This window comes from uncultured Phascolarctobacterium sp. (genome assembly GCF_905212365.1).
Classification (GTDB): domain Bacteria; phylum Bacillota; class Negativicutes; order Acidaminococcales; family Acidaminococcaceae; genus Phascolarctobacterium_A.
Map to the genome: position 1 here is coordinate 1 of NZ_CAJMEH010000021.1, position 14754 is coordinate 14754.

The 14754-nt window shown below is 48.7% G+C and carries 14 protein-coding genes, 1 pseudogene and 2 riboswitches; of the genes and pseudogenes, 9 read left to right on the forward strand and 6 right to left on the reverse strand.

The genetic code is table 11. The features are described from left to right. Window positions 1–301 (reverse strand): CidA/LrgA family protein (locus tag QZ105_RS04980; RefSeq protein WP_293728749.1); only part of this gene is annotated, 301 nt, incomplete at its 3' end. 209 nt (window positions 302–510) lie between these two features. Here QZ105_RS04980 and clpB point away from each other — a divergent pair. Then, entirely contained in the window at window positions 511–3051 is a 2541-nt protein-coding gene (gene clpB / locus QZ105_RS04985) for an ATP-dependent chaperone ClpB (RefSeq protein ID WP_293728750.1), read from the forward strand. A 130-nt stretch (window positions 3052–3181) separates the two neighbouring features. Here the strand turns inward: clpB and QZ105_RS04990 are convergent, their stop codons facing one another. Further along, the gene (locus QZ105_RS04990) at window positions 3182–4123 is read right to left on the reverse strand and encodes a cation diffusion facilitator family transporter (RefSeq protein ID WP_293728751.1); all 942 of its coding nucleotides are present in this window, start codon (window positions 4121–4123) and stop codon (window positions 3182–3184) included. A 99-nt stretch (window positions 4124–4222) separates the two neighbouring features. Next, window positions 4223–4317: riboswitch (NiCo riboswitch) on the reverse strand. A gap of 106 nt (window positions 4318–4423) precedes the next feature. After that, the gene (locus tag QZ105_RS04995; protein WP_293728752.1) at window positions 4424–5686 is read right to left on the reverse strand and encodes an FAD-dependent oxidoreductase; all 1263 of its coding nucleotides are present in this window, start codon (window positions 5684–5686) and stop codon (window positions 4424–4426) included. Between the two features lie 280 nt (window positions 5687–5966). Here QZ105_RS04995 and QZ105_RS05000 point away from each other — a divergent pair, with 280 nt between their 5' ends. The 4 genes from QZ105_RS05000 to QZ105_RS05015 all read left to right on the forward strand — a co-directional run bounded on the left by QZ105_RS05000 (window position 5967) and on the right by QZ105_RS05015 (window position 8269). Further along, window positions 5967–7247: an S-layer homology domain-containing protein gene (locus QZ105_RS05000; RefSeq protein ID WP_293728753.1), complete on the forward strand. Its 1281-nt coding sequence runs from the start codon at window positions 5967–5969 to the stop codon at window positions 7245–7247. Between the two features lie 169 nt (window positions 7248–7416). Beyond that, window positions 7417–7674 (forward strand): AbrB/MazE/SpoVT family DNA-binding domain-containing protein, encoded by a 258-nt coding sequence (locus QZ105_RS05005; protein WP_293728754.1) that lies wholly within the window; start codon window positions 7417–7419, stop codon window positions 7672–7674. Beyond that, window positions 7646–8080 (forward strand): putative toxin-antitoxin system toxin component, PIN family, encoded by a 435-nt coding sequence (locus tag QZ105_RS05010; protein ID WP_293728755.1) that lies wholly within the window; start codon window positions 7646–7648, stop codon window positions 8078–8080. Before QZ105_RS05005 ends, QZ105_RS05010 begins: the two co-directional genes overlap by 29 nt. Window positions 8081–8092: 12 nt before the next feature. Beyond that, window positions 8093–8269, forward strand: a complete 177-nt coding sequence (locus QZ105_RS05015) for a hypothetical protein (protein ID WP_293728756.1) — start codon at window positions 8093–8095, stop codon at window positions 8267–8269. Between the two features lie 98 nt (window positions 8270–8367). On the opposite strand, the gene QZ105_RS05020 is transcribed toward QZ105_RS05015, so the two are convergent. Next, the gene (locus QZ105_RS05020; protein ID WP_293728757.1) at window positions 8368–8772 is read right to left on the reverse strand and encodes a type II toxin-antitoxin system VapC family toxin; all 405 of its coding nucleotides are present in this window, start codon (window positions 8770–8772) and stop codon (window positions 8368–8370) included. Then, entirely contained in the window at window positions 8769–9011 is a 243-nt protein-coding gene (locus tag QZ105_RS05025; RefSeq protein ID WP_293728758.1) for a hypothetical protein, read from the reverse strand. Before QZ105_RS05025 ends, QZ105_RS05020 begins: the two co-directional genes overlap by 4 nt. A gap of 276 nt (window positions 9012–9287) precedes the next feature. On the opposite strand from QZ105_RS05025, the gene QZ105_RS05030 reads away from it, so the two are divergent. Beyond that, complete coding sequence (locus QZ105_RS05030; protein WP_293728759.1) at window positions 9288–10046, forward strand: transporter substrate-binding domain-containing protein; 759 nt, start codon at window positions 9288–9290, stop codon at window positions 10044–10046. Window positions 10047–10197: 151 nt separating this feature from the next. Here the strand turns inward: QZ105_RS05030 and QZ105_RS05035 are convergent, their stop codons facing one another. Beyond that, window positions 10198–11172, reverse strand: a complete 975-nt coding sequence (locus tag QZ105_RS05035) for a M14 family metallopeptidase (RefSeq protein ID WP_293728760.1) — start codon at window positions 11170–11172, stop codon at window positions 10198–10200. A gap of 128 nt (window positions 11173–11300) precedes the next feature. Between QZ105_RS05035 and QZ105_RS05040 the strand changes: the two genes are divergently transcribed. From QZ105_RS05040 to nikC, 3 genes and pseudogenes are all read left to right on the forward strand, one after another. After that, window positions 11301–12611 (forward strand): MATE family efflux transporter, encoded by a 1311-nt coding sequence (locus tag QZ105_RS05040; protein ID WP_293728761.1) that lies wholly within the window; start codon window positions 11301–11303, stop codon window positions 12609–12611. A gap of 116 nt (window positions 12612–12727) precedes the next feature. Then, window positions 12728–12859: riboswitch (cobalamin riboswitch) on the forward strand. Window positions 12860–12959: 100 nt separating this feature from the next. Continuing rightward, window positions 12960–13901: a nickel ABC transporter permease gene (nikB, locus tag QZ105_RS05045; protein WP_293728762.1), complete on the forward strand. Its 942-nt coding sequence runs from the start codon at window positions 12960–12962 to the stop codon at window positions 13899–13901. A gap of 4 nt (window positions 13902–13905) precedes the next feature. Then, a pseudogene (gene nikC, locus QZ105_RS05050) lies at window positions 13906–14734 on the forward strand (nickel transporter permease). The last annotated feature ends 20 nt before the right edge of the window (window positions 14735–14754 follow it).

Sequence of the window (14754 nt, forward strand, 5' to 3'; positions counted from 1 at the left end):
CTGGGCTGCCGGTAATAATGGTTGCAAGTATCGGCAGCCATTCGGCTCTGATAACGTCGGCGTAAAGAATGACGCTGACGCCCGCCGGTAAAAAGAGCATACCCATTTTAGAAATAAGAATATCGCAGACGCCTTCTATGGAAGATGCGGGAATAATTTTGCCGCACAGCAGTGCCGCCAAAATCAGCATTCCCAAAAGCGAAGGCGGAAAGGGCAGGCCAATAGCGCTGATGATAACCGTGGATATCCATTGCAGTAAAAGCAAAAAAGCAGTACCCCTGAGCAGGGATGTAGGTGACATAATAATATCTTCCTCCTCTATAGCTAAAAAGCATGTTCCATTGTGACACACTCATATAACATTGTCAAGAAAAATAGGCAAATATTTCACGAATTTAACAAGGTTTATTATTTGACTTTTTGACTTTTGCTGTTATAATATCAAGTGTAAGGAGTTTAAAGAAAGCGGCGGGGCTGACCCTGCCGCAGGGTATAGAGGAGGTTATCGATATGAATGAACGCTATAGCGAAGAGGTAAAGGTGATTTTAGAAGCGGCGCAGCAGCAGGCCGTGATGAATTATCATCAGGAGCTGACTTGCGCCCATGTTTTGGCCGCTTTGTGCGGCAGCGACGGCTTTTTTAAATATTTGCTGCAAAGCCTGCACATCGACGAGAACGCTTTTGCTAAAGAGGCTAAGGCTTTAGTGCAGAAGATTCCCGGCGTGAAGGGGCAGGACCGCCAGCTGGTAATGGGCACCGGCTTTGCCAGAGTAATGGCTATTATCAATCAGAGCCAGCAGGAAATTACTGTGGGCGCGCTGGTTGCGGCGCTGGCCGGCGACGGCGACAGCGACGTTGTGGCCTTGCTGCGCAAGTATGGTATCGATAAAAAGAAAGTGGAGGCAGCTTATATGCAGTATCAAAATACCGCAGCTGATGACGAGACGAAAAAAACCTTGGAAAAATATGGTCAGGATTTAACTGCGAAGGCCCGCGACGGCAAGCTGGACCCGGTTATTGGCCGCGACGAGGAAATTCGCCGCGTGGTAGAAATTTTGAGCCGCCGCAAGAAAAACAATCCGGTACTTATCGGCGAGCCTGGCGTCGGCAAGACCGCTATTGCCGAGGGTTTGGCGCGGCGCATTGTAGCGGGCGACGTGCCTGAAAGCCTGAAGAACAAGACGCTGTACGCTTTGGACCTAGCCGCTTTGGTGGCCGGCGCTAAATACCGCGGCGAATTTGAGGAGCGCCTGAAAAAGGTGCTGAAGGCTGTCAGCGATAGCGCAGGCCAGATTATTATGTTTATCGACGAGCTGCATACCGTCGTGGGCGCAGGCGCTGCCGAAGGCGCGATGGACGCCGGCAATATTTTAAAGCCCATGCTGGCGCGCGGCGAGCTGCGCTGCATTGGCGCTACTACGCTGAACGAATATCGTAAATATATTGAAAAGGACAGCGCTTTGGAGCGCCGCTTCCAGCCGGTGATGGTCAAGGAGCCGGGCGTGGAGGATACTATTTCCATTCTGCGCGGCCTGCGTGAGCGCTACGAGGTGCATCACGGCGTAAGAATTAAGGACGCCGCACTGGTGGCCGCCGCCGTGCTTTCCAACCGTTATATTAACGACCGCTTCCTGCCGGATAAGGCCATCGATTTGGTCGACGAAGCCGCCGCCCGCCTGCGCACGGAAATAGATTCCCTGCCGACGGAGCTGGACGAAAGCAAGCGCCGCATTTTGCAGCTGGAAATTGAAGCGCAGGCCTTGGGCAAGGAGGACGACGACGCCTCCAAGGAGCGCTTGCAAAAAATTAACGAGGAGCTGGCTAAGCTGCGTCAGGCCAACGACGAGCTGGTTAAGCGCTGGGACGCCGAAAAGGCTTCTATCGCCCGCGTGCGCGAGGTCAAAAAGGAAATCGACGAGGTTAAGCAGCAGATGGAGCAGGCCGAGCGCAGCTATGACCTGAACAAGCTGGCCGAGCTGAAATACGGCCGCCTGCCTGCCTTGCAGAAGGAGCTGGCCGCACTGTCCCGCAAGGACGAGGCTGGCAACGATAACGTATTATTAAAGGAAGAAGTGGACGAGGAGGATATTGCCAGAGTAGTAAGCACCTGGACCGGCATTCCCGTTTCCCGTTTGGGCAGCGGCGAGCGCGATAAATTAGTGCATCTGGAGGAAATCCTGCATCGCCGCGTTATCGGTCAGGACGAGGCCGTTAAGGCCGTCAGCGAGGCCGTTATTCGCGCCCGCGCAGGCATTAAGGACCCCAACCGTCCTATCGGTTCCTTTATTTTCCTTGGGCCTACCGGCGTCGGCAAAACTGAGCTGGCTAAGACCTTGGCCGAGGTGCTGTTTGACGACGAGCGCAATATGGTGCGCATCGATATGAGCGAATACATGGAGAAGCACACCGTATCCCGTCTGATCGGCGCGCCTCCGGGATATGTGGGCTATGACGAGGGCGGTCAGCTGACCGAGGCTGTGCGCCGTCACCCCTACAGCGTAATTCTGCTGGATGAAATCGAAAAGGCTCACGCCGACGTGTTCAACGTGCTGCTGCAGGTGCTGGACGACGGCCGTTTGACCGACGGACAGGGCCGCAGCGTGGACTTTAAGAATACGCTGATTATTATGACCAGTAACCTGGGCAGCAGCGAAATTATGAAGAACCAGGGCAGCATGGACAGGGAGAAAATTCAGCAAATGCTGATGAATTTCTTCCGTCCGGAATTTTTAAACCGTGTGGACGATATTGTGGTATTTAAGCCGCTGCAGGCCGAGCAGATCAAGGATATCGTTAAGCTGGTGCTGCATGAATTGGGCGATCGCCTGAACAAGCAGCTGGAGCTGACGCTGACCGCTACGGACGAGGCTGTGGCTTATCTGGCGCAGGCAGGCTTTGACCCGGCTTTTGGCGCCCGTCCGTTAAAACGCCTCATTGTACACACCGTGGAAAATATTCTGGGACGCAAGATTGTGGCCGGTGAAATTAAAAACGGCTCCAAGGCAGAGGTTGTCCTGCAAAACGGCGCGATCGACGTAGTTATGAAATAGAATATATCGTTTGCCAATCCTGAGGGTTAGCTCAAGCTGGCCTTCAGGATTTTTTTATGCAAAAGACGGAAAATAAAAATACCGAAAGGCTCTCGCTTCAAGGGCCTTTCGGTTTTGTGCTTGCTTAAAATCATCTGTTGTTGGGGCGCAGCTCCGGCGGCAGCAGCGGGCAGCGCTCATGGAATTCCTCGCTGACAGGATTGACGTGGACCATACAGTGCTTAACCAATGGGAAATTTGCTTCGATAGCTGTGTGTACGGTTTCGGCTATAGCGTGAGCCGCCAGCAGGGAAAGATTATCCTTAACGCTTATTTCTACGTCCACATAAAGGCGGCTGCCGAAAATGCGGGTGGTCAGGCTGTCCAGATGCTCCACGCCGGGCACGCGGGCTACCAGCGCTTCCAGCTTTTGCGTGGTTTCTTCGTCGCAGCTGCGGTCCACCATTTTTTCCATAGCGTCCTTAAAAACCTCGTAAGCGGCGTAAAGAATCATGACGCAGATGACCATGCTGGCGATGGGGTCCAGCACGGGGAAGCCCATGCGCGCGCCTAAAATGCCCACGAAGGAACCAACGGAGGATAAGGCGTCGCTGCGGTGGTGCCAGGCGTCGGCCATCAAAGCGCCGGAATTAACCTTTTTGGCGGCGCTGCGCGTGTACCAGAACATAGCTTCTTTAACTACGACGGAAACCAGCGCGGCCCACAGCGCCAGCTGTCCCGGAACGACGAGCTCGGAGGCGTCGGCGACAAAAACCTTTTCATAGCCGCTGTAGCCGATGAGCAGCGCTACCAGCGTCAGCATGACGGATAAAATAATGGCGGCCACGCATTCCATGCGCTCGTGACCGTATTGGTGCTCGGCGTCGGACGCCTTGTTGGAAAGCTTAACGCCTGCCATCACCACAAAGGTACTGAAAACATCGGATGCAGAATGAATGCCGTCGGAAATCATAGCGGCGGATTGGGACATGAAACCCGCTGCCAGCTTGCCCAGCGACAGGGCCAGATTGGCGACGATGCTGTTGAAGGATACTACCATGGCGATACGTTCTTCTTCGTTGCTAAAGTTCATAATAAAACCTCCTTGATATCAGGGACTGGCATTGCCAGCCGCAATGGTCTTTGCAAACAGGCAGGCGCGCATAGAAAAAACGCCTGCGGAATAGTAATTAACTGTCCCACAGACGTTGAAGCGCTGTCTGCTGCCCCAAGGGGGCCCGGCTGCAAAAACCCTTGCAGGTTTACCGCCTGATCAGTTTGTACTGTAGCTCAAATTGTCGCAGTGCAAAGAGATTATCTGTAGTATAAGCGGTTAGCAAAAGCTTTGTCAAGCAAAATTTCTGAATTATTTATGTGCTTCTAAAATATTTTATTAGCCGCGCAGATATTTAATCGCGCTTTGCGCGGCGATAGCGCCGTCGTTGGTAGCCGTCACCACCTGCCGCAGCACCTTGTCGCACACGTCGCCCGCGCCGAAGATGCCGGGCACGGCAGTGGACATATCGTTATTGACCGCCAAATAGCCGTATTGATTGGTAATGCCCAGCTGGCGGCAGAAATCCGTTACCGGGTCGGCGCCGATATACGGGAAAACGCCCTTGGCTTCCAAAATTTCTTCCTGGCCGGTGGTTTTGTTCAGCACGCGCACGCCGGCAACGCGATTATTTTCAACGAGTATTTCCTGGGGAATACGCCAGGGCAGCACGGTGATTTTAGGATGCGCGGCGACCTTATCCTGAATAATATGTTCGGCGCTGTATTTATCGCTGCGGGCCAGAATGGTGATGTGGGAAGCAAATTCCGCTAGGTACAGGGATTCCTCAAAGGCAGAATTGCCTGCGCCGATAATAATAACCGGCTTGTCGCGGTAAAAGGCGGCGTCGCAGACGGCGCAGAAGCTGACGCCGCGGCCGATCATTTCCTGTTCGCCGGGAATATGCAGCAGCCGTTCTACCGTACCGGTGGCGATAATAACCGCCGGAGCGCTGAACTGCAGCCCGCTGGCGCAGCTGACGCGGTACAGCCTGCCATCCTGGGTGATGGCTTCGGCCTTTTCGTATAAATAAGTTGTACCCAAGGCCATGGCCTGCTCGTAAATATCGTAGGCCAGCTGGGAGCCGTTGACGTTTTTCAGTCCCGGCCAGTTTTCCAGCTCAAAGGTTTTGATGAGCTTGCCGCCGGGAGCAAAGGCTTCCAGTACCAGAATTTTCAAACCGGCGCGGCGGGCGTAAATGGCCGCCGTCAGTCCTGCGGCGCCGCCGCCGATAATAATCAGGTCATAGTTGGCGGCGGGGGCGGGCTCCGTTGGCGGCTGGCTGCCTAAAAGCTTTTCCAGCCGCGGCTGCAAGCGTTCCAATGGCAGAAAGCCCGTGTAGCGGGAGGCGATTTTCCCTTCCTTTATAAAGAACAGGCCGGGAATAATAGTAACATCCATTTCTTCCGTCAGCTGCGGCTCCTGGTCGATGTCGATTTTGACAATATCGATTCGCCGACCCATTTGCTTTTCCACATCCTCCAGCACATAGCCTAGCATTTTGCAGGGGCCGCACCATTGGGCGTAAAAATCGGCCAGAAAGGTTTTGCCCTCCGCCAGCATTTGGCGGAATTGGGCGGCGTCAGCGTGCAGTATAGCCATAATATCAACTCCTCGTATCGGGCGGCAGGCCTGCCGCCTTGTTTCTACCTTTATTATAGCGAAAAATTTATGTCAGTGTGTGGCAGAAATGGCAATTTTTGTTTAACTAACAGGATTGCTTAAGAGAGCATAAGTGAAATTTATGTAAAAAGTTACTTGTAATAATTTTCAAGGTATAGTATAATACAGCTAGCAATAATTTCTGTTAAGAACGGTTAAGCGTTAAAAACTTTCGTGCTTAATAGTTTTTATTGCGATAATTTACAGGAGTGTGATGAACATGAAAAAATCCTTAGTATTGGCTATGGCCATGGCATTGGGCGTTACCGCTTCCGCTTATGCAGCCAATCCGTTCAGCGATGTTCCTGCTGGTCACTGGGCTTATGACAGTGTGAATAAGTTGGCAGCAGCAGGCGTTATCGATGGTTACGGCGACGCTACTTTTGGCGGCGACAAGCTGATGACCCGTTATGAAATGGCTCAAATCGTTGCCAAAGCTATGGCAAGAGGCGCCAACGTAGATAAGCTGGCCGCTGAATTTGCCGACGAACTGGACACCTTGGGTGTGCGTGTTGCTAATTTGGAAAAGAAAGCTGATAATGTAAAGATTACCGGGCAGATTCGTTATGAATATGCTCACCGTGATGGCGCTTTGAGCAGCAAGAGCCAGGCTATGAACCGCTTGCGTACCCGCTTGTTCTTAAATGGCCAGATTAACGATGATTGGTCTTATACCGCTCGTATTGAAAACAACCAAGACTTTAGAAATGATAGTGGCGATGAAACTACTAAACTGAATTTGGCTTATGTAGAAGGTAAGCTGGGCGGCGCTAATGTTATCGCAGGTAAGGCTCTCATTTATTTGGCTGATGGCAATCTGTACGATGATTATGCAGAATATGTCGGCCTGACCTACGGCAAAGATGTAAAAGTAAACGCATATTATGGCAAACCGACTGACTATGGTTTCAATGAGTTCTGGGGCGCAAATATTTCCGGCAAGATTGGCAAATTATCTCTGAGTGCAGGCTACGACCAATTTAAGGATGCCGAGTGGACAGCGCATGATGCTGGCACGGAGGATGAATATTGGTCTGCTGTTGGCAATAATGAATATCATGCTGCTAATACTAAAGATGGCGCAGACAATGGCGTTTGGAATGTAAGCGCAGCATATAAATTTGGCGATCTTAATTTGTCTGCTACTTATCTGCACTCCGATTTGAGTTCTAGTGATTTCCGTGATAAAACATACACAAATGCCGATACCGACGGTTATGTAATTGGTTTGGACTATAAAGGCGCTAACAAAAATAAAGTTGGCAGCTGGGGCCTGTGGGCAAAATACTATGATCAAGGCGTTGGCACTGCTATCGCTCATACCATGAAGACGGGCGACTGGGAATCTTACTATAACGAAGGCTTCAAGGGCTACGGCGTAGGCGGCACTGTAACTTTGGCTAAGAATATAGTTTACAATATTGACTACTATGATTTGGAAGGCAAAGAAAGCGACATTTCTGACCGCGTAATTTGGAATCGTCTGCAAATTACTTTCTAATTTTCAACTTTTACTCTAAATATACAGCACAAAATAGCAAAAGCAGGACTGCGCAGCAGTCCTGCTTTTTTTGTGTGTACAAGAGAAGGTTTGCTTTTCTTGGTGATTTAAGATATACTATAAGTAAACCTCAAGCTTTCTTTAGATTTCAAGGGAAAGGGTGATTTTTATGAATTTAGCCAAAATATCTGCTAACGGTCAAATTACCGTGCCAGTAGAAATAAGACGGTTACTGGGCTTAAAATCTGGAGATAAAATTTTATTCTTTCAAAAGCAAAGCGGGGAGATAGTAATACGCAATGCTTCTGCCAGCGCAATAATTAACGCTCAAACTGCTTTTTCAGGAGCCGCTGGAGCCATGGGCGTAGCCGACGAAAACGAGGTTCAGGAATTAGTGAATGAAATTCGTTATGGAAAAGGAAAGTAGTATGCGAATATTGATTGATACAAATGTTTTGTTTTCAGCATTACTTTTTCCTCGTTCTAAACCGGCATTAGCTTTGCTGCATATTGCTCAGCGTCATGAAACAGTCTTATGTGATCAAAATATTGCTGAATTAAGAGAGATTTTAAATCGAAAAGCGCCTAAATACTTACCTGCCGCCGAGTCTTTGCTTGCAGAAATGGCTTATGAGTTAATTCCGGCAGTAAAGCATGTGGAAAAGTTGATACGTGATGCAAAAGATCAACCGATATTAAATGCTGCGATTATTTTTGGCGTGGATATTATTTTGACAGGCGATAAGGATTTTTTGAGTTTGAAAATAGAACATCCTAAATGTATGACAGTAGCGGAATTTTTAGCTCTTGAAGAAGTTATTAAAGATTCATAGAGGAATTATAAAATGGCTACTAAAAGCATTTTGAAAAATATAGTTATAAAAACACCTGCTGCCGCTAATAAGCTTGCAAATGCGTTAGAGCTTGCTGAAAAAAGACAGGATGTGGCGGCGGTAAAAGAATTATCCAGTATTCGTATTGCCTCTATTGATGAAGTAAAGAAGATGTTTGGATTATTTTGAGTTAAACGCTATAATATTTGAAATAAAGGTAAGGTTAAAGAGACGGCGTGAGCCGTCCCACTTTTGTTGTATCTAAAAATTAAATATAGTGTTTAATTTTAAACCTTTATGATGTTTGGCACATTATAATCTCCTAAGAGGTTATCATGGGTAACAAATATCATATTCTCATCAATTGCCTGGCAAATTAATAATCTGTCGAAAGGATCTTTATGAGGTGGTCGTCCAGGATATCTTTCTAGGGTTTTCAGCAAGAAGATTGGCTCGCATTTTAAATGAAGCATGGCAAATCCGGATTGCTTACAGTAGTTTAAAAATCTTTCTCCATCTATTGGTAAAGAATCAGGATGAGCTATATGTTTTAACTGCACTTCCAATACCGAAATGGTACTGAAAAAGATATCGTTATCTGCGTTCAGAATCATTTTTTTTGCATTTTCTGGCAGTTGAATATCATTAGTAATTGCCCAAAGTAAAATATGTGTATCTAATAAAATTTTCATATAGTATCCTCAAACATTTCTTCTATTTCTGCATCCCATTTTTTAAAATCCGCGGGAACTTTAAAGACGCCTTCTGCCACTCCTATGCGTTTTGCTATAGTTTCTTTAGGAATTAAAGTAATTTGGGCTATGGCTTCGCCGTTTCTAGCGATAAAAATGACGTCTTCTTGCTTTGTTTCTAACATTTTAATCAATTTAGATAAATCGTTTTTTGCTTCCATCATATTTACTTGAGTCATGTGAAACACCTCCTGCAAGCTAACCAGCCTAATCAGGCTAAGCGTATTAGCTAACTATATAATACCATAATTATTACGGCGCGACAATTCGTTTTTTTGAAAGTAAAAAGGCTCCCTTTTGTTGAACACTTTGGCGATAGTGTTCAGTAATCCTTGAAAAGAAAAGCAAGAATATGTGAACGGATATTGACATGTTGGCAAAATACGTTATAATAAAGGCATAGCAGAAATGCGCACACTCTCACAAAAATTTAAGTAACAATGGAGGAATTGCTGATGAAAAAATTATTGTTGCTTGTTTTTTGCGTAGTTTTGTCTTTAGCCATGGCTGGCTGCGGCAGCGCTCCTAAAGCGCCGGCTGCCGGTAAGATTCTTAAGGTGGCAACGGACGCCAATTTCCCGCCTTTTGAATATTATCAGGAGAAAACCAAGCTGCATACCGGCTTTGATATTGGCTTGATGAACGCTTTGGCGAAAGAAATGGGCTACGAAAAGGTCGAGTATATCAATGTTGATTTTAAGGATATCCTGACCGGGCTTAATGAGAAAAAATATGACGCCGCTATCGCCGGAATGACGATTTCCAGCGAGCGCGAAAAGCTGGTTGCCTTTACAGACCCCTATGTTGAGGACAGCTATCGCATCGTAGTGGCGAAGAAGGCGGACGCTAAATGCACCCTGAGCGGCAAGACCGTGGCTGTGGAGGAAGGCAGCTACGCCGCTGATTTAGCGCAGCAGAACGGCGCAGCTAAGCTGCTGCCGGTGAAGGATGTGGAAAGCGCTTTGAAGGCTGCGGGCGAGGGCCTGGCAGACTGCGCCGTAGTTTCATCCGTATCCGCCAGCTTCTTCATCACCCATGGTTATGGCAATAAGGTAATGTTTGCCGATGAAAAAGAGTTGCTGTCCGATAAAATAGGTATTGCGGTGGCCAAGGATAACGCCGAGTTGGCCGCTTCTATGAACAAGGCTTTGTCCGAGCTGCGTCGTAGCGGAGAGTATAAAAATATTTACAGCTCTTATTTTGGCGCAAATTAAAGTATTCCTGTAATTTGTTTGTATAGAGATTATTTTTGAAGGCTTTTAGCTGCTTAATGCACACCCCTGCATTAGATAAATTCATAAATTAAGAGGGATGCTGTTCGTTGTCCAGGAACAGCAGCCCTTTTGCTATGCGTGTATAAAATTTTTAGTCCTCGTCGTCAAATTCTTTGAGTGTGCCATAGGCCACCAGAATAGTGCCCTTGGGCGAAGCCAGCGCGGGGCATACATACAGGATAACGCCGGTCTGCTCTGCGTAGTAGGTGGTGAGAGTATTGCCGAAAACGTCGGTAATGCGGCCCAAAACCTGGCCTTCCTCTACGAAGTCGCCGCTGTGAATGTGGTGCAGCCAGCAGCCTGTTTCCAACGCTTCCAGGTAGATGAGGTTTTCTACGTCGCGGGGGCTGTGGCGGCGCGGCTTAACAGGCAGGGAGAACATTTTCAGCTTGCGCAGAATATTGCGCACATCGTCCTTGTAAGCTTCGATGTCCTCGTGCAGGCACAGTCCCGCCCCGCCGCGCTCGATAAGAATGGACGGCAGACCGGTGCTGGCGGCGTAATTATAAGCGCCGCCCGTAGCCAGAGAACGCACCATGTATTCCATATCCAGTACGCGGGCGATGGAGCGGGAAGCTTTCTCCACCTCCGGAGTGGGCTGGCCGGGGTAGTACACATAGGGATGCAGGCTTTCGTGAATATCTCCGCTGTGCATATCCACATAAAAATCGGCGATGGGGAAGAAATTGCTGCTGATGAGATAAGCGGTTTTGTCAGCAAGAGTACCCAGCGGGTCGCCGGGGAACACGCGGTTTAAATTTTTGCCGTCTTCAGGAACGATCATTTCCCGGCGCGCCCAAAAGCCCTGGATATTTACCGGGTGCATCATGATGAGCGTGCCTAAAAGGTCGCTGGGCTCAATATCGCGGCCCAACTCCATAGCTGCGGCGATGCCAGGGTATTCGCCGCCGTGGATGCCGGCGGTAATAAGTAAAGTAGGGCCGTCCTCGCAGCCGTTGATAATAGTGATAGGGATTTTTACCGGAGTGTCGGGGACAGGTAAAAAGGTACGCAGTTTTTGACCTCTTTCAATAGTCAGGCCGCATACGTTGATGGTGTCAGACATTATTATAGCTCCTTGTTTTGTATTTTGCCATATTTTCTCTCTTGCCAAATATTATAACATGTGATAATCTTTTCACACAAGAGCTAATTATAAATAAAATAATATTCCAATAAGAGAGGCGTGGTGTAATGCGTTTGCTGACTGATAAAGAATATCTTGGCCTAACAGTGCCGTTTATGCTGTCCACTATGACTCAGCCGTTGATGGGCGCGGTCAATACGGCGGTGATGGGGCAGCTGCCCGACCCTAAATATATTGCGGCGGTGTCCCTGGGCGCAATTTTGTTTAACAATCTTTATTGGCTTTTCGGCTTTCTGCGCGTCAGCACTACTGGCTATGCGGCTCAGGCCTTTGGCGCGGCGGACAAGCGGCTGGGGCTTTTGGCCTTCTTTAAGCCGCTGGTGCTGGCGCTGCTGATAAGCTTTTTTTGCATCGTGCTGCAGAACCCCATTGTGGATTTATATTTGGGTATGATCGGCGCTGCGCCGGAGGTCAACCAGCTGTGCCGCAGATATTATTATATTTTGATTTGGGGCGCGCCGCTGGTGCTTTTCAATTATGTGGCGCTTGGCTGGCTGATGGGCCAGACGCGAGTGCGGGCTAGCGTCTTTATGCAGGTGTCTATGAATGTGCTTAATATGTTTTTGAGCGTTTGGTTCGTCTTTTGGCTGCATATGGATATTACGGGCGTAGCGCTGGCGACGCTGTTGAGCCAGCTGTACGGCGGGCTCTTAGGCGCTTTGCTGATGTATATTTACGGTGATTTTGATTACGGCAGCCTGCCCTGGGGCGAGCTGCTGGACTGGCGTACCTTTGTCGGCATGCTGCAGGTGAACGCTAATCTGATGATTCGTACTGCCTGTCTGCTGACGGTAAATAATATTATAGCCGCCGTAGGCGCGTCGCTGGGAACGGTGGTGCTGGCTGCCAATGCCGTGCTCTTGCAGCTGAAGGACATAATGAGCTATCTTATCGACGGCATGGCCAACGGCGCGGCGATTTTTTCCGGCAGAGCGGTGGGCTCCGGCAGCAAGCAATTATTTAACGAAACGATTAGCGTTACTTATAAGTGGCTGGCTGTGCTGGCGGTGCTTTTAATGGGCGGCTATTATTTGACCAGTGATTATTGCATCCGCTTATTTACAGGCATTGAGGAGGTTATTGCCGCAGCGAAAGCTTACGATATTTACGTACTGTTTTATCCGGTCTGCGCTGGTATCGGCATGGTGCTGTACGGCGTGTTCTGCGGCGCGACCTATACTGCGCCTATACGCAATATGATGCTGCTGGCTTTAGGCGTATTTTATTTGACGCAGTACTTCTTGGTCCCCCAGTGGGGGAATTCCGGGCTTTGGGTGGCACTTTTGTGCTTTATGTTTACACAATCGGTGATTTTATTATGCTATTTGCCGGGTTTAAGGAGAAAAGTCACACATTAGACAAAAAGTAGACAAAAAAATGGCGCAGCTATTGCAATTATTGAGAATTAGTGCTATTATAGATACAAAGCGTTAAGCGTAAATTTTGTCAATAGGACGCTTTACGATAATAATAAAATTATTAAATCTGCTGAGGTTGTCTCTAAATAAACGGAGATAAAATGGGAATACGGTGCAAATCCGTAACGGTCCAGCCACTGTGAAGCCTTTGCGCAAGTCAGACCTCTTCCTCAGTTTGATATATTTCCGCTTGAGACAGAAATATATTGCATAATAGTGCACGTTATGTTATATACCTTTTCTGCTGCAAGCGGAGAAGGTTATTTTTATGTATGGAGATGATGCGCTTTGACTAAAAAGCAAATTCTGGCCCGCTTAGGTCAGATCGTCCTCGTACTGCTGGGTATCAGCTTTATTACCTTCGCTTTGGTAATGTTGGCGCCTGGCGATGTTGCCCGCCAGATGATTGCGGGCAACGAGGATATTATCGTTAGCCAGGCTGAAATCGACGCTTTGCGCGCAGAATTAGGCTTGGATAAACCTTTCTTCTTCCAATACTTGGATTGGTTGGGACGTGCTTTGCAAGGCAACCTTGGTTTTTCCTTTATGGCTAAAAAGCCCGTGGTGGAAGAGCTGTTTGAGCGGTTGCCCGGCACTATTTTGCTGTCCGTAGCGTCTTTGGTAATGATGATGGTAGTATCCATTCCCATGGGCATTTATTCCGCAGTAAAGCGCGGCGGCTGGGTTGACAATATTGTCCGCGCATTTACCTTTATGGGCGTATCCATGCCGGGCTTCTGGGTCGGCTTGATGCTGCTGTGGGTTTTTGGCCTGAAGCTGGATCTGCTGCCCATTGTCGGCGGTACGATCGGCATTGACACGATTATTTTACCGGCGGCTACACTGGCGATTGCTATGGCCTCCAAGTACACGCGCCAAGTGCGCACTGCTATTCTGGAAGAGCTGCACCAAGACTATGTAGTAGGCGCCCGCGCCCGCGGCATGAGCGAAAGCCACATCCTCTGGAAAGAGGTTCTGCCTAACGCTATGCTGCCGTTGATTACGCTGCTGGGCCTGTCCCTAGGTAACCTTTTGGGCGGCGCCGCAGTTATTGAAATGGTATTTTCCTGGCCGGGCCTTGGTCGTCTGGCTATCGAAGCTATTACCTACCGCGACTTCCAGCTTGTGCAAGGCGTCGTAGTTTGGATAGCTTTGATGTATATGGTAATCAATTTGATCGTGGATCTGTCCTATAACTATCTTGATCCGCGTCTAAGAAAGGTAAGGTAAGGGCATGGAAACATTAGTCAACGGTTTTAAACATAATCGGGCCTTTGCCATTACCAGTATTTTGGTATTAGCCTTGCTTTTGATTGCCGTAGCTGCACCTGTACTGGCTCCCTACGACCCGACTCAAGCCACGATGAAGGACGCTTTCTTAGAGCCCGGCTTGCAGCATCTCTTCGGTACTGATAAATTGGGCCGCGACTGCTTCAGCCGTGTGCTTTACGGCGCTCGTGCTTCCTTGAGCGGAGTACTTTTCCTGGTAGCCAGTGTATTCATCGTTGGTACTACCATGGGTGTGCTTTCCGGTTATTTCGGCGGTAAGGTGGATATGGTCATCATGCGTATTTCCGATATGATGATTTCCTTCCCTGGCATGATTCTGGCAATCGCCGTTGCCGGTATTATGGGCGGCAGTCTGGTTAACGCCGTTATCGCTTTGACCATCGTAAGCTGGACAAAATATGCGCGCCTGGCACGTTCTTTGGTTATGAAAATTAAACGCCGCGACTTCGTTGATGCGGCTATCGTAAACGGCGGCAGTCCTTCCCATATTTTGTGGATTCACATTCTGCCTAACATTCTGCCGATGATGGTAGTTACCGCAGCGGCTGATATCGGCGCGCTGATGATGGAACTGGCAGGCCTGGGGCTTTGGCAGCCAGCCGCCTGCTCCTGAATGGGGCTTGATGCTGAACGAAGGCCGCCAGCAACTGCAAACAGCTCCCTGGCTGATGATTTTCCCTGGTTTGGCAATTTTCGTAACCGTCGTTATCTTTAATCTGTGGGGCGATAATCTGCGCGATGTTTTGGATCCTCGCAATGACGCCCAGGAATAATAAAGTTTTAAATTTTTTAT